We start from the raw sequence: 25,220 nt of genomic DNA on the forward strand, positions 1-25,220 counted from the left end.
TAATAATAAACTTTTTTCGGCGCACCTTTGGTGCGCCGAAACTCGTGTTTATAAATCGACTTAGAAATTAAAATCTGGAAGAAAACTCCTTCGCAAAATCCTCTAACTTAATCTTTCCTGCCACAGGAGAACCATGATCAATAAAATCTTTTTGCACAACCCCCGTTCTGATTCCTCTACCCATTTCAACATACAGATGAGCCATGTCTGCAGGTAGACCAGCCTGAAGCATTCCGTTTAAAGATTCTTCATCAGAGAATTCTACCCATGGAAGCTCCGGTTTGTTGACTGAAGTTCCCAGAACCTTTGCAAAATCCGAAGGTGTTCTTACATCACTCACAATATAACGGATATTGTTGGTATTTCCTCCTTTTACCAGTTCTTCAGCGGCTGCTTTGGCAATATCATTGGGATGTACAATGGGTATCTCAACATTTGCAGGATAATTCCCTCCAATGATCCCCGCATTCTGAATTAACGGAATGTCATTGAAAAAGTTATTGTAAAAATATCCGGCTCTTAGAAAAGTAAAAGAGGTATTTTCTACTTCATTATATAATTTTTCAATATTATGAAGACCTGCGATAGGACCGTTTTCTACGGGAGATTCTGCTCCTACGCTGCTTAGCATGACAGCTCTTTTTACATGGGCTTTTTTCAAAGCTTCCGCATAATTTTTTCCTGCATTGGTTGTGTTTTCTACAATCTTATCAGGACTGATAGCCGGAGGAGTCATCACGAAAACAGCATCAGCTCCTTCGAATGTCTGAGTTAAAAAGTTAACGTCTGTGATAGATCCTATGGCCGGAGTTGCTCCCAGAGATTCAATATCCGGTTTTCTGGCATCAGTGCTGCTTACTACGGTAACAGCATGCCCTTCTGCAATTAATTGTTGGGCTAATGGTTTGGCTACATTTCCTAATGATCCTGTGATTACGATTTTCATATGTAAATATTTTTTTATTTCCGGGAACAAAGTTATATTTATACTTACTTTTATACAAGTACTTACCCTAAAGTGTGTAGATATGACAGCCATTAAAGAAAGTTCAACCATTCAGGAGAATAAAAAGACGGTACAGGATTGCCCGGTAATGTACGTTATGGAAAGAATCGGTGGATTCTGGAAACCGATTATCCTGTTCAATCTTTCCACCGGAGAAAAAAGATACAGCGAATTGAAAAAAGCAATTCCTGCCGTCACAGAAAAAATGCTGATTCAGCACCTGAAGCAGCTTGAAGCAGATGGATTGGTTATCAGAACGGCGAAACCTGTAATTCCTCCCCATGTTACTTATAAATTAAGTGAAGCCGGCAATGAGCTTGCTCCCGTTATTGATGCGATGGCCGCATGGGCTTTTCAGGATATGGAAAGGAATGATAACAAATGTGCTGAAGGAAACAGATATATAACCAATCAGGATCAAGATGCTTTTAGCCGGAATCTGAAAAAATAAAAACAGGCGCTTCAATCTGAAGCGCCTGTTTCTGTTAATATCTTATAGAAGCATTATAAAGACTGCATATCAATAACGAAGCGGTATTTTACATCGCTTTTCAGCATTCTTTCATAGGCATTGTTGATATCCTGCATTTTAATCAGTTCAATATCAGAGACAATATTGTGTTTTCCACAGAAATCCAACAGTTCCTGAGTTTCTGCAATACCACCGATCAAAGATCCGGCAACAGAACGGCGTTGGAAGATCATAGGTCTCGTACTTACCTGCGTTTCCTGGAATTCACCTACGAATCCTACAAGAACCAGAGTTCCGTTCAGAGAAAGAGTCTGCATATAAGGATTGATGTCGTGCTCATACGGTACCGTATCAATGATAAGATCAAATTTACCCTTTACGGCATCCATCTGTGAATCATCCGTAGAAATTACTACGTGATCTGCTCCAAGCTGTTTCGCGTCATCCGTTTTTCCCGGCGTCCTTGAGAATAAAGTAACTTCTGCTCCTAATCCTTTTGCTAATTTAATAGCCATATGCCCTAAACCGCCTAACCCTACAACAGCTACTTTTGAACCCGGGCCTGCGTTCCAGTGTCTTAACGGTGACCATGTGGTAATCCCGGCGCATAGAAGTGGTGCTACGGCTGCCAGATCCAGGTTTTCCGGTACACTTAAAACAAAATGTTCGTCTACCACTACTTTTTGGGAATACCCTCCAAAAGTATGGCCGCCAAGATGCTTGTCTTTTCCATTGTAAGTCCCTGTAAATCCATTCTGGCAATATTGTTCCAAATCGTGTTTGCAGCTGTCGCAATGTCCGCATGAATCAACCATGCATCCTACTGCCGCAAGATCTCCTGCTTTAAATTTTGAAACCTCGCTTCCTACTTTTGTAATTCTTCCCACAATTTCATGACCAGGAACTACAGGATACAAAGATCCGCCCCAGTCGTTTCTTGCAGTATGAAGATCAGAATGGCATACTCCGCAGTATAGAATTTCAATTTCTACATCTTTTGCGGTGACTTCTCTTCTTTCGATATTCATTTCTTTCAGATCTGCCGTAGTAGACTCTGCTCCATAAGCTTTTACTGTAATTGTACTCATTTTTTATATTTAATTTATTTAGGATAATTGCAGTGTTTTCATTTGTTATGGTCTTGTTGCTTTACAATCCGTTGCCAAGTAAGCCGTTCGGAGTGGAAATCCATAACAATACAAAAGTCGAAACTTTTCAATAAACCGTACTTATACAGATTACCGAATTACTTACCAATTTTACAGACACTGTTTCAGTTACACAGGAAAGTGGTAATTTTGAATAGAAATAAAAATATACTTCATGGAAAATCAGGAGGTTGAAATCTATAACAGCGTCTCGGAATATAATAAAATGGCCAATCATGAAACCCTGCATCCCCTGGTAAGCATCATAGATTTTTCCAGATCCGATCTTATCTGCCAGCATAAAAGAAAATTCGGCTTTTATACCGTTTTTCTGAAAGATGTCATGTGCGGAGACATGCTGTATGGAAAGCATAGCTACGATTATCAGGAAGGGACGCTGGTCTTCATTGCTCCCGGACAAACCTATGGAATCTATAACAAAGATAAGTTTGTTCAGCCTGCAGGTTTTGCCCTGATCTTTCATCCTGACTTAATAAAAGGAACCAACTTAGGGAAGAATATGAAAGACTATTCCTTTTTCTCTTATGATGTGCATGAAGCCTTACACCTCTCAGAAAAGGAAAGGGAAGTGGTACTGGACTGCTTTAAAAATATTAAGCTGGAACTGGAACAGGCTATTGATAAACACAGTAAATCTTTAATTGTTAATAATATTGAACTGTTCCTTAATTACTGCATGCGTTTTTACGACCGTCAGTTTATTACCAGGGATCATATCAACCAGGGAGTGATCGGGAAATTTGAAAATCTGGTCGATGATTACTTAAAGTCCGAGGACCCGAAAAATATAGGGTTTCCGATGGTCAATTATTTTGCAGAAAAACTGAACCTGTCTGCCAATTATTTCGGTGATCTGATTAAAAAAGAATTAGGTATTTCCGCTCAGGAATTTATCCATAATAAGCTTATTGATATCGCCAAAGAACAGATTCTGGATCAGGTAAAAACAATCAGTGAGATTTCCTATGATTTAGGTTTCAAATATCCGCAGCATTTTACAAGGCTGTTCAAAACCAAAGTTGGTATTTCTCCGAGTGAATATAAAACCCTGAACTAGTTTTTAACACTAATAACACTAATCTCTTCACCAATGACACCATAATTATTAGTGGATATTTGTGTGCTCATTTGTGACATTTGTGTTTAGTTTTTTTATAACACTAATAACACTAATCTCTTCACGAAAGACACCATAATTATTAGTGAATATTGTGTAATCATTTGTGAGATTTGTGTTTAAATAATTAAATTTAAGGAGAAAAGTTTCACCATTCTAAAAATGACACCAAACCCGCAAGAGACTACTGTTTTTGAGACCCGTTTTGGAAGAATTATAGCATTGAAAGAACAAGGGATTATCAGGGCTAAAAGTATTCGCTATGCCCATTCTGAGAGATTTCAAATGCCGGTTCCTGCGGAGCCTTCTGTTTCAGATATTATTGCTCCTGAAAAAACTCCGGTTTGCCCGCAGGCTTTAAGTCCGCTTGTGGAAAAAATGATTGGGGCTACTCCCGTGGAAAGTTTTGAACCCGATGAATCTACCCAATATCTTTCCGTAACAAGACCTGAAATAATTTCTGAAAATGAAAAACTGCCTGTTGTAGTTTGGATCCACGGAGGTTCTCATGAAATAGGCTGTGGCGACCTTGCCACTGCTGATCCTGCTGAATGGGTGAAAGAACAGCATATTATTGTTGTTACTGTTTCATATCGTCTGGGGCTTTTCGGCTTTCTGGGAGGCGATGAAAAAAGACCTGCCAATCTTGGCCTTCTGGATATCATTGAAGCATTGAAATGGATCAAGAAAAATATTACCGATCTTGGAGGAGATGAAAATAATATTACTCTTTTGGACAATCTTCGGGAGGCGATGCTATTGCCCATCTGATGATTTCGGAGGGAGTGGAAGATTTATTTCACCGTGTGATTATCCAGAGCGCTCCTCTGGGCTTACGTCATAAAAGACAGAAAATGTCTGCGGAATTTCTGAAAAAAACAGAAGTATTGAAAGATGAGACCGATGTTTTAAAAATGATGGATGAATATAAGACATTTGTTCCTTCAGTGATAAAATATGGTTTGAAAGCAGCAATGCCTTTTGGAACTCAGTATGGATTCTTTCCTTTATGTAAAGAAGAAGATTCGGTAGAGATGTGGAAAAAAAATGCCCAGAAATATGATGTTCTGATTGGCCTGAATAATGATGAAACTGCATTTTATCTCAAGACATCCGAGGCTTTAAATAAATATTTCGGAAAAGGATTAGGGCTAAAGATCATGGATAAAACCGTTGAAAAGACTACAGAATTCATTTATGGAGCTCCGGCAAGGCAGTTTGCAGAAAATCTGGCAGATGCTGGCGGAAATGTTTACCTGTTTAGAATTCATTCAAAATCAAAAGATAATCATATCGGGGCACCGCATTGTATTGATCTGCCTTTAATCTTTGGCAACGAAACCGCCTGGAAATCTTCCGAATTGCTGAAAAATATTCCCTGGAGCCGTATTCATGAACATGGTAAAAAACTAAGAGCGCTCTGGGCAGAATTTGCACGTGACGGAAAAATATCTGATACATCCGAAAAGCCGGAAATTCTTGAGCTCCGAAAATTGTAACCATAAATCACCATGTATGCCTTTTATAGGAGTTTATTTTATTCCGGGATCCAGACACTCACATTTCCCGCCGGAACAGGAAAATTGCCCCAGCCATTTTCATCAATGGTTACTTTGTCTTTAGATCGTTTCAGCAAATCTTTGAATTTTTTTCCGGCATAGAGCTTTCCTACTTCCATGGGTTTATTATAAGCATCTTTATTGCTTAAGACTACTGCACAGCCTGTATGATCATCGTCTCCTGTACGAACCCATCCAAGACAGTTGGCGTCCTCAAAATAATCATGCTGTTCACCATATGCATGGTCTTTTCTTGCTTTTAATAATTCTTCAATACCATCTACTTTCGGCATGAATATCTCCTGGTCATGACCTCCCGAGTCTTTATCAATATAATGGGCACCATATAAATCAGGATAAAATACACATGGATAACCATCTTTTCTTAATAATATCAAAGCATAGGCAAGAGGCTTGAACCATGAATCTACCGGAGCTTCAAGATCCTGCAGCGGCTGGGTATCATGATTGGCCACCAGGCTTACAGAGTGCATCGGGTCTGCCTGGGTAAGAGTTTCATCAAAAATTTTACGAAGATCATAGGAGCCGCCTTCTTTTGAAGCATTATGAAAATTATTCTGAAGAGAGCTGTCAAAAAGACTCATGCAGCCTTCAGTCACTTCAATATATTTCTGAAGCAGGTGAAGATAACCGGGAGCCCAGTATTCTCCTACAGCGAAAATATTTTTACCCGAATTGGAACGGAGAAGTGTAAGCCATTCCTTATAGAAGTCGAAAGAAATATGTTTTAAAGCATCCAGCCTCACTCCATCAAAATCTGTCTGGTCAAAATACCATTTTGCCCAATTGTTAAGCTCTTCCCTTACAAAAGGATTCCGGTGCTCGATGTCATTATACATCAGGTAATCATAATTTCCTTTTTCATCATGAATCATTTCCTCCCAGTCATTTCCATATTCGGACTGTATTTTATAAATATGGGATTCCATGCCTTCAGCATAATCTACACCACTGAAACAGGTGAAATTCCATTCAAAATCAGAATATTTTTTTCCTCTTCCGGGAAAGGTAAATTTGGTATAAGATTCAATTTCGATGACATCAGAAATTACTTTTTCCCTGTTTTCTTCATCTACTTTTACTACTTTGAATTTTTCCAGTTCGTCACCGCCTGCTTTATGTCCCAGAACAATATCTACAATCACTTGTATATTATGTTTTTTTAAAGCTTTAATAGCTTTGATATAATCATTTTTGGTGCCGTATTTTGTGGGAATGGTTCCTTTTTGATCAAACTCTCCCAGATCATACAGGTCATAAGCATCATATCCGATCGAATAGCCGCCATTTGTACCTTTATACGCTGGAGGAAGCCATGCTGATGTTATTCCAAGTTTTGCTAAATATCCGGCCTGTTTTTCGGCCTCTTTCCACAACTTTCCGTCTCCTTCAGAATACCAGTGGAAAAACTGAATCATGGTTGGGTTCATACAATTACTGATTTGGTGGATACAATTTAGTAAAAAAATATGACCTAATCATTTTCAAATTCTTCAAACGGGATTTTTAGTTGAACGGAAATCTGCTTTTTTTCTTCCGTATTCAGATGGGAGAGGGATAGCCCTAGTAAGCGTACAGCCTTATCGAACGGACGGAGTTCCCAGAGTTTTTTTCCGGTATTAAAATACTGTTCAGGGGAAGAAAAATAATCTTCCTTTGTGATACTTCTGGTGAAAAGAGAGAAATCTTTATATTTTATTTTTAATGTTAATGTCCTTCCGAGAATATTGTTTTTCTGTAATCTCTGATGGAGTTCCTGCGCGAGGCTTTCCAGTTTTTCATTAATCTGCTGTTCATCCAGAAGATCTTCAAAAAATGTTCTTTCCACAGCCACACTCTTCTGAATCCTGTGAGGCTTTACTTCAGAAGTATGAATGCCACGCACCACATTGTAATAATGTTTTCCGGATTTTCCAAAAATTTTCACCAGTTCATCCAGCGATCTTTTCTTTAAATCTTTTCCTTTATAAATTCCTAAACTAAACATTTTGTTAGCCGTAACCTTTCCTACACCATAAAATTTTTCTACAGGCAATTCTTCCAGGAATTGTTCCATCTTATCCGGATGGATTGTTTTCTGGCCATTCGGTTTATTGATATCGGAAGCTACTTTTGCCAGGAATTTATTGACCGAAATTCCCGCAGAAGCTGTCAGCCCGGTTTGTTCAAAAATTTTCTGACGGATTTCTTTGGCGATGAGGTTGGCAGATTCCATTCCTTTTTTATTTTCGGTAACATCCAGATAGGCTTCATCCAATGATAAGGGTTCTACAAGATCAGTATATTCGTAGAAAATTTCCCGGATTTTTTTTGAAATTTCTTTATATCTGGCAAAGCGGGGAGGAACAAAAATAAGCTGCGGGCATTTTTCTTTGGCGGTCTTACTGGGCATGGCAGAGCGGACACCATATTTTCTGGCTTCATAGCTTGCGGCAGCCACTACACCACGATGTTGCCCTCCCACAGCGATAGGCTTGCCTTTCAGTGTAGGATTATCATGCTGTTCCACAGAAGCATAGAATGCATCCATATCCACATGAATAATTTTACGAAGAGGCAAAGAAAAATCCATATACAAAGATATGGATTCCTTTATTTACGGTAAATTTTTTATAGTATGGAAGTTGAAGCTGGAAGCTGGAAGTTAATGAAATCGATAGGGAAATTTATGTCTTAATTATTAAAAACTGATTAAAAAAGTCACAAATTATTCTTAGGACATAAACAACTTCCATCTCCCGTCTTCCCGCTTCCTACCTTTTACGGTTTCAGTCTCATGGTAAGAAGGTGAGGCTCAAAACCTGCTTTTTCATAAGCTTTTACAGCAGATTCATTCTGAGCATATACATCCAGTCTTACTTCATTTATTCCTCTGGATTTTGACCAGGAAATAAGTTCATCGGTAATCACTTTATTGATTCCTTTTCCACGATGTTCAGGTTTGACGTACATAAAACCTAAATAGGCATATTCTTTAAACTGATAATAATCTTTCTCTGCTTTTTTAATCAGGGCATATCCTGATGCAATAATCTCATTATTTTCTTCTGCAACAATTACTGTCGCGTCCGGAGACAGTATCAGATGTCTTAAATCATAATAATGGATCTCTCCTTCAATAAGCGTACTGTTGAAAGGTCTTTCAGCAGTTACAATGCCCTGTTCAAATTCTAAAAGAGTTTTTAAATCCTGTTCCGTAGCTTCTCTTGTGATCATGGTGTTATATAAATAAAATGTTAAAACCCATTGAAAGTTGATGATTTCCAATGAGTTTTTATGTTTTTAAAGTTAATGACAACTATTTTAAAAGTTTATCGATGGTTTGCTGAAGTTCAGGATCTTCGGGTGATATTGCGTAATATTTTGCAATGGAAGATTTCTGATCAATAACCATATATCTTGGAATCCAGTTAAGATCTACATAATTGTTAAAATCATTTTTCCAGCCTGTGGAAAACCAATAATTTTCTTTGTGTTTCATATCAAACCTTTCAAGACTTTTTTCAAACCCTTCTTTTGAACGGTCTAATGACAGAAATACAAAATCGATGTTCTTGTTGCGCTCTTCCAGTTCCTTGGCTTTTGGAAGTGCATTTAAACAGTCTCTGCACCATCCTGCCCAGAAATCAATAACTAAAACTTTTCCTTTATGCTGATCAAGAATCTGCTGTATGGTCACACTTTTTCCATCTTCATCTTCCAGTTTCTGCTGTAAGGCTTCTTTTGAAAATCCTGTTTTAAGGACGGCCGGGACTTTTTGTGAATAACTTATCCCAAAAATTCCCATCATAAAAATTAATATCAACTTTTTCATCTCGTACAATTTCATTTATACAAATCTAAACAATGAATGGCAATCTGAGATTGATTTCTTCGGAATTAGGAAAAATTTATAATATTGATAGACTCTATGGGTAAGAGAGTGGAAGTGTGGAAACCACCCCGTCAAAAAAATTTTGAATTTTTGCCACTCCTCCAAGGGAGTGGAATGTTGCGGTCTTCAACTGTAATATAGGGTTATTTTTACTGATAGTTTTTAATTAAGCCTTTGACAACGGCAATTACATTCGGCATTGCTTTGTTGGCTGCATTCAACACTTCTTCATGGGAAACGGCAAAAGCAATATCCGGCCCGCCAAGATCTGTGATCACTGAAATACAGAAAACATCCATTCCCATATGTCTGGCAACAATGACTTCAGGGACGGTGCTCATTCCTACCATATCTCCGCCAATGGCTTTGATCATTCCGTATTCTGCAGGAGTTTCAAAGGTTGGCCCCTGGAGCGCAACGTAAACTCCCTGGTGTACTTTAATATGCTGATCAGCAGCAGCCTGTTCTGCCGTTGCAATCATTTTTTTGTTGTAAGGCTCGCTCATATCCACAAAACGTGGTCCAAGCTCATCAATATTTTTTCCACGAAGCGGGTGCTCAGGCATCATATTGATATGATCTTTCAGGATAACGATATCTGCAACACTGTAGGCTGGATTTACGCCGCCACATGCATTGGAAAGAATAAGATTCTGAATGCCCAGTAAATGGAAGACTCTTACAGGAAAAGTCACGGTTTCCATCGAATGTCCTTCGTAATAATGGAAACGGCCGCTCATCATCAGAACTTTTTTCCCTTCCAGCTTTCCGTAAACCAGTTTTCCGGTGTGTCCGGCTACTGTAGTTTGTGGAAAATGGGGGATGTCTTTGTACTCTAAAATATGGATCGGTTCTACTTCATGCTGTAATTTCCCCAGTCCGGATCCTAAAACAACCGCAAAATCAGGAGTTTCCTGAATGATATTTTTAATGAAATCTGCAGTTTCTTTAATTTTTTCTAACATAATCTAAGATGATTTGATTGAATTCTTCTTTCTTATCAATCAGTACATTGATAGGCCAGTAGTAAACAATTTCTCTAAGATAGTCAAAAGTTTTCAGACGTACATAGTCTTTCTCTGTGGTTAATATCAGCTTGTATTCCCCTAATTTTTTATACTCCGCAAGGATTTTTTTAATATCATCATCGGTAAAATTATGATGGTCTCTGAATTTTAAATGTTTCACCCTTTTTGAGAATTTTGCCAGATGCTCCAGAAGCGGTTTCGGATTAGCAATTCCGGTGATCAGTAAAATATCGTAATAATTCAGGTTATTGTCCGGAAGCATTTTATCTTTTCCGTATACATTTTCGTCATAACCGATGGATGAAAAGAATACTTTTTGTCCATATGAAGGTTTTATTCTTGAGATATAATACCTTTTTGTTTCTTCAGTAAGTTCATCAGGACATTTGCTGACCATAATGATATCGGCTCTTTTATATCCTGACCTGGATTCCCTGAGATCTCCGGCAGGAAGAAGGTAATCCTTGAAAAACGGATCATTAAAGTCGGTCATTAAAATATTGAATCCTGCCTTGATCGCTCTGTGCTGCATGGCATCATCCAATACGAGAACCTCCAGATCCATATCGCTGATCACTTTTTTGGCACCTGGCACCCGGTCTTCGGAAACTGCAATGACAAAGCGGTTTTTAAAACGCTCAAAAAGCTGCATTGCTTCATCACCTACCATTTTGTAATTACTTTCATAATTGGTTACTTCGTAGCCTTTGGTCAGCCTTCCGTAGCCTCGTGAAAGCACACCGGTTCTGTAATGTTTGGATAAGAACTGGGCAAGATACATCACCATGGGGGATTTCCCGCTTCCGCCCACAGAAAGGTTCCCGACATTGATTATCGGAGTCTTGAATTTTGTCGACTTAAAAATTCCCAGATCATACATTGTGTTTCGGATACCCGTTACCAAATGATAACCAAGGGAAAAAGGATAAAGGTACCATCTTTTCATACGTTTGCAAAAATAGGAATTTTCATAAGCATTGATGTAATATTCTCAAAGACTTTTCAACAAATATTTCGTTAAATTAAAGTATTTTTGTGGAGTTATTACAATACATTGAGATACTTTATTGAATTTTCTTACAACGGAAAGAATTATTTCGGCTATCAGATACAGCCGGATGCTATTTCTGTACAGGAAGAACTGGAAAAAGCGCTGTCTACAATTTTGCGCGAAGAGATTAAAACTACGGGAGCGGGAAGAACAGATACGGGAGTTCATGCCAAAAAAATATTTGCCCATTTTGATACGGAAAAAGAGTTGGATGATCAGCTTCCCCGAAGGCTGAACAGTTTTCTTCCGCCTGATATTTCCATTAAAAGAATTTTTCCTGTAAAAGATGATTTCCATGCCCGCTTTGATGCTACATACAGGACCTACGAATATTATATCTCCCTGGAAAAAAATCCGTTCACACAGGAGTCTGCCTGGCAGCACTGGAAAAGATCCCTGGATGTTGATGCGATGAATGAAGCCTGCAAAATTCTTTTTGAATATGAAGATTTTACCAGTTTTGCAAAGTTAAAAACAGACAACAAAACCAATATCTGTAAAATCTACAAAGCAGAATGGGAGCAGAACGGAACTGAACTTAAATTCACAGTTTCCGCCAATCGTTTTCTGAGAAATATGGTTCGTGCTATTGTCGGAACCATGGTAGAAATAGGAACCGGAAAACTGAAACCGGAAGATCTCCGTAAAGTGATTGAAGATAAAAACCGTAACGCTGCAGGAACTTCAGCACCGGGACACGGGCTGTATCTGGTGGATGTAGGCTATGAATTTTAAATAAAACAAAAAAAACAAATAATCATGTTATCAATTTTTATTCTTATCGGTGCTTACCGGTATTACGCACAATTAGCAGAAAGGTTTGGAAAAACAAAGTGGCAGTATGGTGTTCTGGCTATCGGTATTTATTTAGGAACCCAGCTCTTGTTAGGTTTTGCTTACGGGATGTATCTGGGTATTACAGATCCTGAATCTGCAGAAAATGTAAATTATACAGGATTTTCCGCAGTGAATATCGTTGGCTGGCTGATCTCTATTGTTGCCGTTTGGAGAATTTATAAATTCCTTGAAAATAAATTTATCAAAGAAAGACCGGCAAAAACCATCGAAATTGAAGAAATAGGGAAGTCCCTTGATCAGTAAGGTCTGCAACATTTATCTTTTTAATATCAGAAATTAAGATTATTTTTAAATACCATAAGGTGTACTAAAAATAACTATGACTGAAATTGATAAACTAGCCTTTGCATTGCATCATTTTGCCGGAATTTCTGAAGAAGATTTCAGCCTGTCTGAAAGTTTTTGGATACCCAGAGAATATAAAAAAGGAGATTTTTACAATCTTCAGGGAAATGTATGTTCTTATCTGGGATTTATAGTTGATGGTGTTTTCCGTTCTTATGTCATCAATGGAGATACGGGTGAAGAAAAGAATGTTTTTCTTTATTCTGCCAATGGATTTGTGGTTCCTTTTAAAAGTTTTCTCAATCAGATTCCTTGTGATTATTTTACTCAGGCCCTTACAGATGCTTCTATTATTTTTATCCGGCACACAGATCTGCTTTCTCTTTATCTGCAGTCGCATCAATGGGAGAAATTTGGAAGGCTCCTTGCACAGGCAGCTTTTAATGTTACCATGACAAGGGTAGAAGGATTTCTATTAAAGTCTCCTGAAGAGCGTTATCTGGATCTGATGAAAGAACATCCGGATATTTTCAGTAATGTTCCTCTTTATCATATTTCTTCCTATCTGGGCATTCAGGGATCTTCTCTGAGCAGGATAAGGAAAAGAATTTCAGGTAAATAGTACGATTTTAACCTGAGTTAAAGTTTTCGTCATTTTATCTGTGGAAATTTGTTTCATCAATTTAACAATACAAAAAGTAAAAATTATGAAAACAAAAACAATCGTATTAATTCATGGGTTATTTGTGAATAATACAAGCTGGAAAGAATGGAAAACATATTTTGAAGCTCAGGGGTATACTGTGCATACACCATCCAATCCTGGGCATGAAGGAAATCCTGTAGATTTAAAGAATAATATTCCCGGAGAATTAAGACATGTAGGTTTTGACGATACAATCAACAATCTTGTAAAACTGATAGACAGCCTTCCTGAAAAACCTATAGTTATCGGACATTCTTTCGGAGGACTTATGGTTCAGAAACTTATTGATATGGGAAAAGCGGCAGCCGGAGTAAGTATTGACGGTGCTCCACCGAAAAATATAATGGCTCCTTTTTCTACCGTTAAAATCGTTTGGCCGGTGGTGAATTTTTTCAAAGGAAAAAGTCCCTATCTGGGAACAAAAGAATGGTACCACAAAGCGTTTTTCAATAATTATTCGAAAGAAGAAAGTGACAGATTATACGAAACAGTGGCAGTACCTGAAAGTAGAAAATTAGCAAAAGATCCTTTGTTTAAAGCTTCTGCTAAATTAGACCTTAAAAAACCTCACCAGCCACTTCTCTTCATTGCAGGTTCTAATGATCACATTTTTTACGGCAGCATTTTCAAAGAAAATAGCAGGGGCTTATAAAGATTCTAACAGCATTGTAGATTTTAAAGAGTTTGCAGGAAGAAGTCATTTCATCTGTGGAGAAAAAAATTGGGAAGAAGTAGCAGAATATGTTTTGGGCTGGATACAGAAGAATGCTTAATATATTCATATTGTAAATGACAGGTATCTGAAATTTTCTATGACGATTTGCAAAAGTAGTAAAGGCAGTCCGGGTATAAAGTCTTATTTTTGCATAGAATTTATATTTTAATTCTTTCTTTCGATTCGTACAATGAAAAAACAAGATACCTGGGGAATTATAAAAAGGCTGTTCTTTATCGGAATGAAATTTCGTTCTTGGTTCATCCTTACCCTTATCATTTCCATATTCCTTTCGATAGTTTCCACTTACAGGCCTTATCTTACCATGCAGGTGGTGGATAATGATATAACAAAGCTTCATGATAAGGCTTTGATGATGAAACATATCTATATCCTTGTGGGATTGGTGTTTGCTGAAACGATTTTAAACTTTTTCCTGGTTTATTTTTCAAATTTTATCTCACAGAATGTGATCAGGGATATCAGAGAGCGTTTGTATGCTAAACTGATTTATTTCAAGACTTCATTTTTTGATAAAACCCCGATCGGGCAGCTGGTGACCCGTGCAGTAGGTGATGTGGAAACCATTGCTACTGTATATACAGACGGTTTCCTGATGGTATTTGGAGATATCCTGAGAATTCTGTTTGTATTGGTCATGATGTTCAGTACCAATGTTCACCTGAGTTATATTACGCTGGCCATTTTACCTTTGATGGTAGTCATTACGAGATTCTTCCAGAAAAGACTGAAGAAAGCATTCGGGGATGAAAGAAACTGGACAGCCAATCAGAACTCTTTTGTGCAGGAAAGGCTTGCCGGAATGCCGATTATCCAGGTGTTCAACAGACAGGAAGCTGAATTTAAGAAATTTGATGATATCAATATTACCTTGAAAGGGGCATTGCTGAGAACCGTATTTATTTTCTCTCTTTTCTTTCCGGTAGTAGAGCTTATTTCATCATTATTTATAGGGTTTATCCTTTTTTATGGTGGCTATATTACCATCAGTGCCGGGGTGGTGATTGCATTTATTCAGTATATTTCCATGCTGATCCGTCCATTAAGGCAGATTGCAGACCGTTTCAATAATATCCAGCGGGGAATTGTAGGTGCGGAAAGAGTACTGGGATTAATGGACGAAGAAAATTCAATGCCGAATAACGGAACTGTGAAGAAGGATCATTTTGCCGGAAAAATTGAATTCCGGAAAGTACATTTTGCTTATGATGAAAAACAGGAAGTACTGAAAGGGATAGATTTTAAGGTAAATCCGGGAGAAACCGTGGCGATTGTAGGAGCAACAGGAGCCGGAAAATCTACCATTATCAGTTTAATCACAAGGTTGTATGACATCAATTCCGGAAATATTCTGATTGATGATGTAGACTTAAAAGATTATGAGTTGTATAATCTGAGAAGCCATATCGGAGTTGTGCTGCAGGATGTATTCCTTTTCCATGGAAGTATTTTTGAAAATCTTGCCTTCGGGGATGAGAGTATAACGCTGGATAAAATAAAAGCAGGAGCGAGAGAAATTGAAGTGGATCAGTTTATTGAGCAGCTTCCAGGCGGATATGATTATGTAGTGAGCGAAAGAGGTTCATCCATTTCTTTAGGGCAGAGACAGCTGTTATCATTCCTGAGAGCTTATTTATCAGATCCGAAAATTTTAATTCTGGATGAGGCAACCTCTTCTATTGATCATGAAAGTGAAAAGCTGATCCAGAGAGCAACAGAAAAAATTACCAAAAACAGAACTTCCATTATTATTGCCCACAGACTTTCCACTATTGAAAAAGCAGATAAAATTATTGTCATGGAGCATGGTAAAATCGTAGAAGAAGGAAAGCATCTTGAGCTTCTGGATAAGAACGGATATTATGCTACGCTTTACAAAGCTCAGCTTCGTCATGAAGTGGAAATGGAGGAAGAAAAAGAATCATAATCCGTAAGGAATTATAAATAAACAAAAAGAGAGTCATGATGATTCTCTTTTTTCGGTCTAACCTTTTGTGACTTGTAAATTTATACAGCTTTTTTGTTTAAAATATCCGCTTGTATCTATCAAAGCTTTTTAAAACTGCAGAAAACAAAATTCTGAATGGTCTCAAAAGGTGTAATATGATCTTCTGTAATACACTTTATCTTTGTAAAACCAGCTTGAAATTTTTCAGTTAATGATTCATCATCATACTGCTGAATATCCAGTCCGCTGCATTTGGTGGGACCGTTTTTAGAAAAAGTTCCGATAATCATAAAATTGTTTACATCCTTTTCTGCAATATCAATATATTTTGAAACCTGCTCCGGGGTTGTAAGGAAATGAAAAGCGGCCCTGTCATGCCAGATATCATAGGTTTCAATAGGTTCAAAAGCAGTGATATCTGATGCAATCCATTTTACTTTGCCGGCAGCATCACCCAATCTTTCCTGCGCCTTTTCCAAAGCTTTGGCTGAGATATCAAGTACCGTAATGTTTTCGTAGCCTTCCTCAAGAAGAAAATCAACAAGATTGCTGTCTCCACCTCCGATATCAATGATGCTGGCATCTTTTCCCAATCCCGAAGATGTAATAAAGTCAAGTGATGTCTGAGGTTTTTTCTGGGTCCAGCTTACCTGATCAGGATTTTTGGTTTCATATACGTTTTCCCAGTGGTTTTTATTGTCTGAAGAAATCATGATTCTTTTAATTGATTATTGATCTCTTCAAATTTATTAATTAATTCGTCAAGTTTGCCTTGTTGTTTTTTTATAGTTCGTGGTCTCAGATAAAACCAGTTGAAAGCAATCCAGGCAAACGTTACTGCATAGGTCAGAATTGCTGAGCCAAGAGTCATTCTTGAAGTGTACTCGTACATATAAAAGCATATTCCGAGAAACAGCATGATGAAATAGAGATTGAGTATGGTGGTCTGCATAAACTTCTGCTTATTTTTTACCACATATAAACTTTGCAGATATTCGTTATTTGATTGGGTCTGATCAATTTTGTAGAATACCATAAACATCTTGTTATAGGCAAGTAGGAAAATAACCATTCCTAAAATTACCAGCACAATTCCGATTTTTGTAGTGATCATCTCAGGCTGGTAACGGTACCAGATAAAAAGGATCAATAAGGAAGTAACAATTAATCCAATATTAGCAAAGATCAGTCTGCGCAGATTCTGATTCCTGAATTTTTTCAGCTTACCGAGAAGCTCTTCCATATTGGGTTTGTTGGAAGTCTGCTGCTTCCATATATTTTTAAAATCGATATTAGAATCCATTTTCTTTAAACTTTTGCGTTAATTTTTCTTTTATTCTGTGAATCTTTACCCGGATATTGGATTCTGAAAGTCCTACGATATGGGCTATTTCAGCCTGTTTTACCTCTTCCAGTTCCAATGAAATGATGATCCTGTCTGTTTCCGGCAGCTCAGAAATATACTGGTAGAGCATCTGGATCTGGGGTTCTATGGATTCCTGCTTTTTCTCTTCCAGATTAACCGGTAAATCTGCTTTGGCAAATTTCTTTTCCTTTTCGATCTGCCGGAAACAGTTATTGGAAGCAATCCTGAAAATCCATGTTCCAATGCTGGATTCATTCCTGAATTTGGGAAGCTGCTGCCACACAATGATAAAGGTTTCCTGTGCAAGATCCTGTGCAAGTTCAGTATCATTTACATATCCCATGCATAAACGGAATATCCTTTGCCAGTAGAGTTCATATATCTCTTCAAAAACCATTATTTCGAAGATAAAAAGTTAGTAAGCTGATTAAAATACCAATCCTTGTCATCATACATGATGAAGTGCAATCCTTTTGAAGCATACTGCTTATTGGCATTTTTTAAATTCCTGTACTGGCTTTCAATCGTTGGTTTAAGGGTAACAAAAAACGATTCCAGAAGAATAAGAGAAGGACATTGTATATTTTTTATTTTTTCTCTGAGATCGGTATTGGAAAAGTCACAGTACATTTTAGCAAATGTTTTTCGGTCTGACTTCATACTCCATCCGATTATAGTTTCCTGCATAGAAGTATCTGCCAGAAGGCGTGGGATTGCCTGAGCCTGCATTTTTCGGAACTGCTCGTCGTTCATAGCAGTTAATTGAGTAATGGTGGATGAGCAGTCATTATTTTCTTTTGCACTGAAATTGGGATCAGATATTGCTGCCAGGCACGGAAGAGTATCAATAATAATGATTTTACCTGCAAGTTCCGGATAATCGGCTGCGATAGCTAATGCAAGACCCCCTCCCATACTGTGCCCGATAAGGATAGGCTTGTCAATTTTATGATCTCTGATATAAGCTGCAATTCCTTTTTCCCAATCTTTAAAGCTGGCCTCTGCCTGCGGTTTTGTTCCGGCAAATCCTGCCATCGTTAAAGTATAACAAGTGAAGTTGTTTTCAAACTTTGCAGTCGTTTCACTCCATACATCTCCTGAAGAAGCAAACCCTGGAATAAAGATTAATGACTGGTTACCTTTTCCGGTTTTCTTTACTTCAAACGGATATGCTGTTTGTTGTCCAAATATATTGCACACCGCTAAAAAAAATAACATGATGATAAGAAGGAATGTGAATTTTTTCATGATTTCTAAAGTTTTAAGGTTTATTTGTCTTTTAGAGACGAACCTCTGAAAAATGTTACACAAAAATTTATTTTTTATGAAAAAAAATATTTTTCCTTCTCTGAAACCCTTATGTTCAGGACAAGACCATTTGAAATTTATTTTATAAAAATTATTAATCTAATATTCTTCCATAGAACCTGCTGATGTCAAAATAAAATCCCGGTACCTTATATTTACCCTTTTCAAACTCCTGATAATCACATTTTCCTTTCAGGCTTTGTGATTGGGTTTCCATCTGGAACCTGTTCAGAAGTACATATTCATCAGTTACGGAAATTACGTGAAAGCCTGTTTCACATATCAATCCATCGCCGGATGTCAGAATAGCGCCTAATAGTCCATGGAAGTTTCCCGCAATTTTTTTTGCAGTCTCATCATCATTATTTAAGTGATACAGATAAGCGAGGTAATTCATCGCACGCAGATCCAGCGGATTTTCATCCAAAGTGTCAAGGAACAGCTGGATTCCTTTCGACAGATCTTTTTGTGAAATACCTTCTCCACGGTAATATTTGGCCACTTCCTCAGCTTTCTTGCCGGTCTTATAGGGCTGATATTCTTTTTGAAAGGTATAACCAAAATAGAGATGACGATATTGGCTGCCTGTAAGAAGTGTATCATTCTGTTTTAATCTTTTTAAAAGCTTCGGATAATAGAATTCCGAGTTTTTATCTTCAATATTTTTTTGAATTACTGCATAATCCGGTGCTTTGAATTCCATTTTCTGACCATGCAGAAAAGTGAGCAGTGTTAAAAAGAATAATGAGAAAAATGCTTTAATAATCATGGTTTGTATAATGTTATTGCGATTTTTTATGAAGTTAAAAATACGAAATATGTACTAATCGGATATTATTAACTGACTATTTGTAAAAAAATGATAAAATATTGACAAAGTGTTATTTTGTGTTGATAAATTTACTAACTTTATTCAGAATTTGAGAGGCAACCCCTAACATTTGAAGGGGTAAATGGAATTTTTAACTAAAAACCAAAAATATTAATGAGCAGTAGTATCCAAGATGAATTTAAAGTCTTCAAAGACGAATTGAGAAAGTTGAATATCGAAGTACAGAAAGTAGTAAAAGTGGGAAACGGAAGTATGGATTTCCACGAGGTTTTCTACAAATCACCAAGGTATCAGGAGGTGAAAAGCATATATGTCCAGCGTCATAATCTGGACAGTATGATTGAAAAATTTAAACAGGCCTATCACTAAAATAGAAATTGCGCCGCAGATTCCCTGCGGCGCAATTTTTTATAAAGCTCTGAGATTTTAATCTTTATCCAGGGTAGAAATTTTTTTAGTATCCTTCATTCCGGTATACACAACCAGGGAAAAGAGAATACATCCGGTAATGTACCAGTAAAAATATTCTTCAGAACCAATTTTCTTAAACCAAAGCGCAATATATTCTGCAGTTCCTCCGAATACTGCTACGGTAATAGCATAAGGAAGACCTACGCCAAGTGCCCGGATTTCAGAAGGAAAAAGTTCGGCTTTTACTACTGCGTTGATGGAAGTGTAACCGCTTACAATAATTAATGCAGTCATGATCAGGAAAAATGCAGTCCAGATTGAAGTGGTGGTGCTGAGGGCTGTAAGAAGCGGAACCGTAAATAAAGTTCCCAGTATTCCAAACCCCAAAAGAAGCGGTCTTCTTCCGATTTTGTCAGAAAGCCCTCCAAATACAGGTTGAAGGCAGGCAAATATAAATAATGAAATAAAGGAAACCAGTGTAGATTCTTCCTTGGTAAGATGAACCGTATTAACCAGGAATTTCTGCATATAGGTGGTGTAGGTATAAAACGCCAGCGTCCCCCCTAATGTAAGACCTACAACAGTAAGCAAAGCTTTCGGGTGTTTCAGCAACTCCTTTACTGTTCCTTTTTTCTTTTCACTCATATCTTTTTTATTCTCAAAAGCTTCGGTTTCATGGAGGTTAGCCCGAAGATACAATGCGATAATAGAAAGCATAGCCCCGATCACAAAAGGAATTCTCCAGCCCCATTCTTCAAGTTGGGTCTCTGTCAGCAGTAATTTCTGCAAAATAAGCTGAATTCCTAAAGCAATCAGCTGACCGCCAATTAAAGTGACATATTGAAAGCTTGAATAAAAACCTCTTCTGTCCTGTGTAGCCATTTCGCTGAGGTAAGTTGCCGATACTCCGTATTCCCCGCCAACACTCAAACCCTGAAGCAGTCTTGCGAGTAAAAGTAATAAAGGAGCCAGAATGCCTATAGATTCGTAAGTTGGAGTAAGCGCTATCAGTAATGATCCGAAAGACATCAGCAGAACGGAAAGTGTCATAGCTTTTTTTCTTCCGATTTTATCTGCAATACTCCCAAACATCCATCCACCTATTGGTCTCATGAGAAAACCTACAGCAAATATTCCCGCAGTGTTCATCAGTTGTGCATTAAGATCAGAATCCGGGAAAAAGGAATGCGAAAAATAGATGGCAAAGGCAGCATATGCATACCAGTCATACCATTCGACAAGATTTCCGATAGATCCGCCTATGATAGCCTTGATTCTTTGGCCGGTGGTGATTGAGGTTGAGTTCATAGTATAATTCCAGAAATTTTTTATAATGGGATCCAAGATACAAATTTCAGAAAAAAATAAACCGTTCTGATAAAGAACGGCTTAGATATTATAAGTTGTGTGTTTAAAATCTGTATCCAATCGAAAGTCCGCTTCTGAAACCTGCCCAGGGACCGTCAACTTTTATTCTGGCTCCATTGGCATTGGTTTCCACCGTATATTTTACGAATGGAATATCGAGGTTTTCTATTTCTTTTTTTAATTGGGCCTGCATATCGGGAGTCAGCACATAATCTGAGGTCATGGTAAAATCGCCCTTTCCACTTCCGTAGTGAGCTCCTGCAATCCAGAAGTCCAGCACAAGATTCTGGCTTCTTGTTAAAAAGAACTGTACTCCAACCATCAGACCGCCGCTGTTTCCTTTGGTATCTCCCTGGCCTTTAATAGGAATCTGGTAGGTAACCCCGCCCGGCCCCTTATAGTCATAATAAAAATCAAAAGTATTGGAAGTAACGCTGGAGTAGCGGTAATAAGGCGCAAAATAAAATCCTCTTCCATAGCCTTTACCAATATAAAATCTTGGTTCAATTGTGAAATTGGTTGCTTTTACTCTAAGATTCTGGAATCTTTTCTCATCTTCATCTTTCAGAAAGGCATTAATGAAAGGTACTTTTCCTTCCGGCATAGTTCCGAAGCCGATATTCACAGAAAACCACTGGTTGATGGCACGTTCATAAGACAGATTGATATTTCTGAATGCATAGGCCGTGACATTGGTTTTGATGATATTCATCTTTTCTGCCGAACCGTTTGGAATTTCCTGTGCCTCCAGTACAGAAAACAGAAAGCACGGAATTAATATGAATAACTTTTTCATGACTTTACATTTTGCGGTGTAAAAAAGTAACCAGCAAAAAACGGGCTGAATTTAACATAATAATTAGAATTTAAATGGAAAATTATCAAATTTTTTAATGAGTTGCAATTATAAATGTAATAAACATCGGAGATGGGTTGTCCTAATAGTATAATTCATCTTCAGAAATGAAAAAAACTATATATACCATTTTCTTCCTTTGCGGAACTCTCATATTTTCTCAGGAGAAGAAAAGTGATACGGCTGATGTAGCGGCGGCCAAAGAAATTCAGGAAGTTATTTTAAAATCTCAGCGGAAAAAACAGTTTGCGGATAAAGCCGTTTATACTTTTGATAAGGAGGCTCTGGAAAAAGCCCGGTATGCAAAAGATCTCCTTCGCACCCTTCCGGAATTACAGCTGGATCCTGTAGCGAATACAATTACCAGTACAAAAGGGGGAACGACATTATTTCTTATACGGATATGCAGATCCGGAGTGTAGCACCCAGTGAAGTGGTAAAGGTGGAATATTATGATATACCGCCGGCAAGGTGGGCAACAAGAGCTGATACTGTAGTTAATATTCTGACAAGGTCTACGGAAACGGGATATGTATTTGGAGCTGATGTTTCCACAGTTTTGAATACAGGTTTTGTGAATGGATCTGCCTATGCCGATTATACAAAAGGAAAAAATAATTTTGGGTTGGAATATTCCCTGAATCTGAGGGATTATAATGACAGAAGGGTAAACAGTATCTATGATTATCAGCTGAACGGTAAACATTACCGTTCTGACGAAAACAGGAAGGATCATTTCGGTTATACTTTCCAGAATATTGCCTTGCGTTACACCAGGCTGGTTCCTGATGATTATGCTTTTCAGGCCAAGTTGAATATGGATATTTTCAGCAGGTTTTCAAAAGGAACAGGGCAGAGTGTATTTACTGAAGATGCCCTGAAAGAGGAACATGCAATGTTTAAAAATAATGGTTCAGATTATGTAATTCCCAAGCTGGATCTTTACTATTCGAAAAAGATTGGTGAAAAAGATGAGCTGAGCATTAATGTAGTAGGATCTCACTATACTACCAATACTTCCGAAACAGCCAGCGAGTGGATTGTAGCCTCAGGTCTGTCAGTGTATGATAATGATATGATGCTGAAAGCAAAGCAGACGAGCCTGGTAGGGGAGCTGGCACATACCCATGATTTCAAGGCAGGAAAGCTTTCATCCGGATACCGTATTTCAAGGTCCTCCATTTCCAACGACCTCAATAACCTTGCCGGCTATTCCCAGTACAGCGTTAATTATCTGGAGCAGTATTTTTATACAGAATTTTCTGGAAAAATTGATCAATTCAGCTATCGTATCGGTGCAGGTCTTACGAATATTCACAACAAAAGTGCAGAGAATACTTTTGATGAATGGACTTTTACCCCGAAAGTTATTTTAGCGTATCAGATTAAAAACAATCAGAATCTTCGTTTTACATCCAGTTACAATCCGGTGAGCCCGTGGAGTAATGCTTTGAGCAGTAATGTGGTACAACTGGCACCCAATGTTGTTCAGAGAGGAAATCCTTTCTTAGAATCTCAACAGGTATTTTCCAATAACCTGACCTATTCTTTTAATAATAAATATTTTGACTTTAATGCAGGTTTATTTTACCGGTATACCAACAGGATAATCAATCAGTATTATGTTCAGGATGACGTATTGGGAGGCTATGCACTCACTTATGAAAATGGTAAAAACGGACAGCGGTATGGCGTACAGCTTACAGGATCTTATAAACCTTTCGGAAACAGTCTGCTTGTAGTAAAAGCTGTGATCACACCTACTTCTGAAACTGTGAAGACAAGTACCGGTGCTTTGATTAAAAATGATTATTTAGGAAATTATTTTGTAGTTTCTTCGGAGTATAAATCTTTTTCTGTACAATATCAGTTTAATATTCCGGTGTACAGCCTTAGCGGGGCTTTCCTGAATACAAACGAAAACCAGAATAATATTTTTGTCAGTTATAAACATAAAAACTGGACATTTTCCACAGGGATGTACTGGATAGGAATGCCTTCGGAATACAAAACAAAAAGTTTACCCGAAAGCTTGGTAGATTATAGAGTTCATACTCAGATTATGAACAATAAATCGATGTTTATACTGGGGCTCAGCTATGATTTTTCAAAAGGGAAAAAAACGGAGATGCAGAGAAAGCTTAATAATGAAACGGCTCCTGCGGCAACTTTTTAGAGGCTAATTTGAATGTTAATAAGAAATCCCCGCTCACTTGTAGGAGCGGGGATTTTGCTTTTGTTATTTCTTGATGAATTTTGTATTCTTTGTGTCTGCAGCATTTTTTCCGCTGATTTCAATGAAGTAAGACGCTGGCGGAAGGTCTGAGATCTGTACGTTTCCGGATTTTATATCTGAAGTTTTAACCAGCTTTCCATCCAGGCTGTAAATATTTGCTTTGGAATAATTATCCGTATTTCCTTTGAATCCGATAAAGTCCTGTGCAGGATTAGGATAAACCATTAAGTTTTCTTTTTTCACGGCATTGCCGGTTGCTAAAAATGTTTCATTTAAAGCCAATGCAGTGGCTACTGTCTGATTGATGCTCAACAAAGGAATGCTGATATTTCCGCTTGTGGAACTTAGCAGCGCATATCTGTGAGAAGCATCGTAATAAGCATAAGCAGTATTGGTAAGTGTCCCGATAGGGTTGGAATAAGTAACATCAAAAGACGGATACAGGTTAAAGTTCTGTGTATATTTTACTCTAAGCACGTTGCTGTACGTCTGATTTCCTATAATCAGGGTTCCGTACGCATCAGCAATGGCAGTCATTGTACCGCTGAACAATCCGTTGGCGGAAGATGAAGAGAAGGTTCCTTTGGCTGTGTCGTTTTGTGCTGGCCCGTAAGTTAGTGGATAACTGATATAAGTACCGTTGTCCACACTAAAGTTTAAGGTGGCCTGAGGGTTTACAATTCCTGTGATTTCCAGTTTGGTAGATGAAGCTTTGTAATAAACAGTTGTTGTTCCATCTAACATTTTAATGGTTGAACCAGGAAAAGTTGTTATTTCAGCAGAAGTGGGCGTCAAATAGGTTGTCTGTGATGAAGCTCCCATCGTAAGCCCTCCATTTGAAAATGTTGCATTAGCACCAGTTGCAGAGTTATTTACACCTCCGTTTACAATATTGTAATTAACAACATTCCCGGCAATAGGGTCATTGGCTGCTTTTGTAAGCGTGATCTGCGCAGAGAACATGGCAGATGCTCCTAATAAAAGGAGTAAAGATTTTTTCATAGTCAGAAATT

At 37.8% G+C, this 25,220-nt stretch carries 26 protein-coding genes and 2 pseudogenes; 12 read left to right on the forward strand and 16 right to left on the reverse strand.

The features are described from left to right. Positions 1-67 precede the first annotated feature (67 nt). Positions 68-946: an NAD(P)H-binding protein gene (locus tag ACE3RB_RS14390; RefSeq protein WP_374464833.1), complete on the reverse strand. Its 879-nt coding sequence runs from the start codon at positions 944-946 to the stop codon at positions 68-70. A gap of 82 nt (positions 947-1,028) precedes the next feature. Between ACE3RB_RS14390 and ACE3RB_RS14395 the strand changes: the two genes are divergently transcribed. Beyond that, the gene (locus ACE3RB_RS14395; RefSeq protein WP_374464834.1) at positions 1,029-1,457 is read left to right on the forward strand and encodes a winged helix-turn-helix transcriptional regulator; all 429 of its coding nucleotides are present in this window, start codon (positions 1,029-1,031) and stop codon (positions 1,455-1,457) included. Positions 1,458-1,510: 53 nt separating this feature from the next. On the opposite strand, the gene ACE3RB_RS14400 is transcribed toward ACE3RB_RS14395, so the two are convergent. Beyond that, complete coding sequence (locus tag ACE3RB_RS14400) at positions 1,511-2,566, reverse strand: NAD(P)-dependent alcohol dehydrogenase (protein WP_374464835.1); 1,056 nt, start codon at positions 2,564-2,566, stop codon at positions 1,511-1,513. Positions 2,567-2,801: 235 nt separating this feature from the next. Here ACE3RB_RS14400 and ACE3RB_RS14405 point away from each other — a divergent pair, with 235 nt between their 5' ends. The 3 genes and pseudogenes from ACE3RB_RS14405 (at position 2,802) to ACE3RB_RS14415 (ending at position 5,263) form a co-directional block, all read left to right on the forward strand. Further along, a complete protein-coding gene (locus tag ACE3RB_RS14405; RefSeq protein WP_374464836.1) occupies positions 2,802-3,704 on the forward strand; it encodes a helix-turn-helix domain-containing protein in 903 nt (300 codons plus the stop codon). A gap of 345 nt (positions 3,705-4,049) precedes the next feature. Beyond that, positions 4,050-4,816 (forward strand): annotated as a pseudogene (locus ACE3RB_RS14410) (carboxylesterase family protein); the annotation flags it as partial. A gap of 108 nt (positions 4,817-4,924) precedes the next feature. Further along, complete coding sequence (locus ACE3RB_RS14415) at positions 4,925-5,263, forward strand: carboxylesterase family protein (protein WP_374464881.1); 339 nt, start codon at positions 4,925-4,927, stop codon at positions 5,261-5,263. 38 nt (positions 5,264-5,301) lie between these two features. Here the strand turns inward: ACE3RB_RS14415 and ACE3RB_RS14420 are convergent, their stop codons facing one another. From ACE3RB_RS14420 to lpxK, 6 genes are all read right to left on the reverse strand, one after another. Further along, entirely contained in the window at positions 5,302-6,774 is a 1,473-nt protein-coding gene (locus tag ACE3RB_RS14420; RefSeq protein WP_374464837.1) for an alpha-amylase, read from the reverse strand. 44 nt (positions 6,775-6,818) lie between these two features. Beyond that, a complete protein-coding gene (gene dinB / locus ACE3RB_RS14425; protein ID WP_374464838.1) occupies positions 6,819-7,916 on the reverse strand; it encodes a DNA polymerase IV in 1,098 nt (365 codons plus the stop codon). Between the two features lie 188 nt (positions 7,917-8,104). Next, positions 8,105-8,560, reverse strand: a complete 456-nt coding sequence (locus ACE3RB_RS14430; protein WP_374464839.1) for a GNAT family N-acetyltransferase — start codon at positions 8,558-8,560, stop codon at positions 8,105-8,107. Positions 8,561-8,642: 82 nt separating this feature from the next. Continuing rightward, a complete protein-coding gene (locus tag ACE3RB_RS14435; RefSeq protein WP_374464840.1) occupies positions 8,643-9,158 on the reverse strand; it encodes a TlpA family protein disulfide reductase in 516 nt (171 codons plus the stop codon). 209 nt (positions 9,159-9,367) lie between these two features. Then, on the reverse strand, positions 9,368-10,183 hold the full coding sequence (locus ACE3RB_RS14440) for a purine-nucleoside phosphorylase (RefSeq protein WP_374464841.1): 816 nt from the start codon (positions 10,181-10,183) through the stop codon (positions 9,368-9,370). After that, positions 10,167-11,192, reverse strand: coding sequence for a tetraacyldisaccharide 4'-kinase (gene lpxK / locus ACE3RB_RS14445; RefSeq protein ID WP_041461380.1), 1,026 nt, complete (start codon positions 11,190-11,192; stop codon positions 10,167-10,169). Before lpxK ends, ACE3RB_RS14440 begins: the two co-directional genes overlap by 17 nt. 87 nt (positions 11,193-11,279) lie before the next feature. On the opposite strand from lpxK, the gene truA reads away from it, so the two are divergent. The 6 genes from truA (at position 11,280) to ACE3RB_RS14475 (ending at position 15,809) form a co-directional block, all read left to right on the forward strand. Next, complete coding sequence (gene truA, locus ACE3RB_RS14450; protein WP_374464843.1) at positions 11,280-12,032, forward strand: tRNA pseudouridine(38-40) synthase TruA; 753 nt, start codon at positions 11,280-11,282, stop codon at positions 12,030-12,032. A 24-nt stretch (positions 12,033-12,056) separates the two neighbouring features. Continuing rightward, positions 12,057-12,398 carry a hypothetical protein gene (locus tag ACE3RB_RS14455; RefSeq protein WP_374464844.1) on the forward strand — a complete coding sequence of 114 codons (342 nt, stop codon included), beginning with the start codon at positions 12,057-12,059 and terminating at the stop codon, positions 12,396-12,398. A gap of 76 nt (positions 12,399-12,474) precedes the next feature. After that, positions 12,475-13,062 carry a Crp/Fnr family transcriptional regulator gene (locus ACE3RB_RS14460; protein WP_374464845.1) on the forward strand — a complete coding sequence of 196 codons (588 nt, stop codon included), beginning with the start codon at positions 12,475-12,477 and terminating at the stop codon, positions 13,060-13,062. A gap of 85 nt (positions 13,063-13,147) precedes the next feature. Beyond that, the gene (locus tag ACE3RB_RS14465) at positions 13,148-13,798 is read left to right on the forward strand and encodes an alpha/beta hydrolase (protein ID WP_374464846.1); all 651 of its coding nucleotides are present in this window, start codon (positions 13,148-13,150) and stop codon (positions 13,796-13,798) included. Continuing rightward, a complete protein-coding gene (locus ACE3RB_RS14470) occupies positions 13,746-13,919 on the forward strand; it encodes a hypothetical protein (RefSeq protein ID WP_374464847.1) in 174 nt (57 codons plus the stop codon). Before ACE3RB_RS14465 ends, ACE3RB_RS14470 begins: the two co-directional genes overlap by 53 nt. Before the next feature lie 132 nt (positions 13,920-14,051). After that, positions 14,052-15,809 (forward strand): ABC transporter ATP-binding protein, encoded by a 1,758-nt coding sequence (locus ACE3RB_RS14475; RefSeq protein WP_002976464.1) that lies wholly within the window; start codon positions 14,052-14,054, stop codon positions 15,807-15,809. A gap of 119 nt (positions 15,810-15,928) precedes the next feature. Here ACE3RB_RS14475 and ACE3RB_RS14480 read toward each other — a convergent pair whose 3' ends face one another. The 5 genes from ACE3RB_RS14480 to ACE3RB_RS14500 all read right to left on the reverse strand — a co-directional run bounded on the left by ACE3RB_RS14480 (position 15,929) and on the right by ACE3RB_RS14500 (position 19,273). Continuing rightward, positions 15,929-16,543, reverse strand: a complete 615-nt coding sequence (locus ACE3RB_RS14480) for a class I SAM-dependent methyltransferase (RefSeq protein WP_374464848.1) — start codon at positions 16,541-16,543, stop codon at positions 15,929-15,931. Then, positions 16,540-17,133 (reverse strand): hypothetical protein, encoded by a 594-nt coding sequence (locus tag ACE3RB_RS14485; protein WP_374464849.1) that lies wholly within the window; start codon positions 17,131-17,133, stop codon positions 16,540-16,542. Before ACE3RB_RS14485 ends, ACE3RB_RS14480 begins: the two co-directional genes overlap by 4 nt. After that, entirely contained in the window at positions 17,123-17,593 is a 471-nt protein-coding gene (locus ACE3RB_RS14490; RefSeq protein WP_374464850.1) for an RNA polymerase sigma factor, read from the reverse strand. The genes ACE3RB_RS14485 and ACE3RB_RS14490 overlap by 11 nt, the downstream gene beginning before the upstream one ends. Further along, positions 17,593-18,444 (reverse strand): alpha/beta fold hydrolase, encoded by an 852-nt coding sequence (locus tag ACE3RB_RS14495; RefSeq protein WP_374464851.1) that lies wholly within the window; start codon positions 18,442-18,444, stop codon positions 17,593-17,595. The genes ACE3RB_RS14490 and ACE3RB_RS14495 overlap by 1 nt, the downstream gene beginning before the upstream one ends. Before the next feature lie 154 nt (positions 18,445-18,598). Next, complete coding sequence (locus tag ACE3RB_RS14500; protein WP_374464852.1) at positions 18,599-19,273, reverse strand: DUF4919 domain-containing protein; 675 nt, start codon at positions 19,271-19,273, stop codon at positions 18,599-18,601. Between the two features lie 216 nt (positions 19,274-19,489). On the opposite strand from ACE3RB_RS14500, the gene ACE3RB_RS14505 reads away from it, so the two are divergent. After that, entirely contained in the window at positions 19,490-19,705 is a 216-nt protein-coding gene (locus ACE3RB_RS14505; protein WP_047435309.1) for a hypothetical protein, read from the forward strand. Between the two features lie 57 nt (positions 19,706-19,762). On the opposite strand, the gene ACE3RB_RS14510 is transcribed toward ACE3RB_RS14505, so the two are convergent. Continuing rightward, positions 19,763-21,055: an MFS transporter gene (locus ACE3RB_RS14510; protein WP_374464854.1), complete on the reverse strand. Its 1,293-nt coding sequence runs from the start codon at positions 21,053-21,055 to the stop codon at positions 19,763-19,765. A gap of 103 nt (positions 21,056-21,158) precedes the next feature. After that, positions 21,159-21,911, reverse strand: coding sequence for a DUF3575 domain-containing protein (locus tag ACE3RB_RS14515; protein WP_374464855.1), 753 nt, complete (start codon positions 21,909-21,911; stop codon positions 21,159-21,161). Between the two features lie 167 nt (positions 21,912-22,078). Here ACE3RB_RS14515 and ACE3RB_RS14520 point away from each other — a divergent pair. Continuing rightward, positions 22,079-24,147, forward strand: a pseudogene (locus ACE3RB_RS14520) (TonB-dependent receptor domain-containing protein). A gap of 63 nt (positions 24,148-24,210) precedes the next feature. Here the strand turns inward: ACE3RB_RS14520 and ACE3RB_RS14525 are convergent. After that, positions 24,211-25,209, reverse strand: coding sequence for a T9SS type A sorting domain-containing protein (locus tag ACE3RB_RS14525; RefSeq protein ID WP_374464856.1), 999 nt, complete (start codon positions 25,207-25,209; stop codon positions 24,211-24,213). Positions 25,210-25,220: the final 11 nt, after the last annotated feature.

The sequence above is a fragment of the Chryseobacterium sp. genome, assembly GCF_041914225.1.
In the GTDB taxonomy this organism is placed as follows: Bacteria; Bacteroidota; Bacteroidia; order Flavobacteriales; family Weeksellaceae; genus Chryseobacterium.

What these genes read in the sequence shown, in the direction of transcription:
- ACE3RB_RS14390 (WP_374464833.1), bottom strand. Translation starts at nt 946, where the DNA reads ATGAAAATCGTAATCACAGGATCATTAGGAAATGTAGCCAAACCATTA.
- ACE3RB_RS14395 (WP_374464834.1), top strand. Translation starts at nt 1,029, where the DNA reads ATGACAGCCATTAAAGAAAGTTCAACCATTCAGGAGAATAAAAAGACG.
- ACE3RB_RS14400 (WP_374464835.1), bottom strand. Translation starts at nt 2,566, where the DNA reads ATGAGTACAATTACAGTAAAAGCTTATGGAGCAGAGTCTACTACGGCA.
- ACE3RB_RS14405 (WP_374464836.1), top strand. Translation starts at nt 2,802, where the DNA reads ATGGAAAATCAGGAGGTTGAAATCTATAACAGCGTCTCGGAATATAAT.
- ACE3RB_RS14415 (WP_374464881.1), top strand. Translation starts at nt 4,925, where the DNA reads ATGGATAAAACCGTTGAAAAGACTACAGAATTCATTTATGGAGCTCCG.
- ACE3RB_RS14420 (WP_374464837.1), bottom strand. Translation starts at nt 6,774, where the DNA reads ATGAACCCAACCATGATTCAGTTTTTCCACTGGTATTCTGAAGGAGAC.
- dinB (WP_374464838.1), bottom strand. Translation starts at nt 7,916, where the DNA reads ATGGATTTTTCTTTGCCTCTTCGTAAAATTATTCATGTGGATATGGAT.
- ACE3RB_RS14430 (WP_374464839.1), bottom strand. Translation starts at nt 8,560, where the DNA reads ATGATCACAAGAGAAGCTACGGAACAGGATTTAAAAACTCTTTTAGAA.
- ACE3RB_RS14435 (WP_374464840.1), bottom strand. Translation starts at nt 9,158, where the DNA reads ATGAAAAAGTTGATATTAATTTTTATGATGGGAATTTTTGGGATAAGT.
- ACE3RB_RS14440 (WP_374464841.1), bottom strand. Translation starts at nt 10,183, where the DNA reads ATGTTAGAAAAAATTAAAGAAACTGCAGATTTCATTAAAAATATCATT.
- lpxK (WP_041461380.1), bottom strand. Translation starts at nt 11,192, where the DNA reads ATGAAAAGATGGTACCTTTATCCTTTTTCCCTTGGTTATCATTTGGTA.
- ACE3RB_RS14455 (WP_374464844.1), top strand. Translation starts at nt 12,057, where the DNA reads ATGTTATCAATTTTTATTCTTATCGGTGCTTACCGGTATTACGCACAA.
- ACE3RB_RS14460 (WP_374464845.1), top strand. Translation starts at nt 12,475, where the DNA reads ATGACTGAAATTGATAAACTAGCCTTTGCATTGCATCATTTTGCCGGA.
- ACE3RB_RS14465 (WP_374464846.1), top strand. Translation starts at nt 13,148, where the DNA reads ATGAAAACAAAAACAATCGTATTAATTCATGGGTTATTTGTGAATAAT.
- ACE3RB_RS14470 (WP_374464847.1), top strand. Translation starts at nt 13,746, where the DNA reads ATGATCACATTTTTTACGGCAGCATTTTCAAAGAAAATAGCAGGGGCT.
- ACE3RB_RS14475 (WP_002976464.1), top strand. Translation starts at nt 14,052, where the DNA reads ATGAAAAAACAAGATACCTGGGGAATTATAAAAAGGCTGTTCTTTATC.
- ACE3RB_RS14480 (WP_374464848.1), bottom strand. Translation starts at nt 16,543, where the DNA reads ATGATTTCTTCAGACAATAAAAACCACTGGGAAAACGTATATGAAACC.
- ACE3RB_RS14485 (WP_374464849.1), bottom strand. Translation starts at nt 17,133, where the DNA reads ATGGATTCTAATATCGATTTTAAAAATATATGGAAGCAGCAGACTTCC.
- ACE3RB_RS14490 (WP_374464850.1), bottom strand. Translation starts at nt 17,593, where the DNA reads ATGGTTTTTGAAGAGATATATGAACTCTACTGGCAAAGGATATTCCGT.
- ACE3RB_RS14495 (WP_374464851.1), bottom strand. Translation starts at nt 18,444, where the DNA reads ATGAAAAAATTCACATTCCTTCTTATCATCATGTTATTTTTTTTAGCG.
- ACE3RB_RS14500 (WP_374464852.1), bottom strand. Translation starts at nt 19,273, where the DNA reads ATGATTATTAAAGCATTTTTCTCATTATTCTTTTTAACACTGCTCACT.
- ACE3RB_RS14505 (WP_047435309.1), top strand. Translation starts at nt 19,490, where the DNA reads ATGAGCAGTAGTATCCAAGATGAATTTAAAGTCTTCAAAGACGAATTG.
- ACE3RB_RS14510 (WP_374464854.1), bottom strand. Translation starts at nt 21,055, where the DNA reads ATGAACTCAACCTCAATCACCACCGGCCAAAGAATCAAGGCTATCATA.
- ACE3RB_RS14515 (WP_374464855.1), bottom strand. Translation starts at nt 21,911, where the DNA reads ATGAAAAAGTTATTCATATTAATTCCGTGCTTTCTGTTTTCTGTACTG.
- ACE3RB_RS14525 (WP_374464856.1), bottom strand. Translation starts at nt 25,209, where the DNA reads ATGAAAAAATCTTTACTCCTTTTATTAGGAGCATCTGCCATGTTCTCT.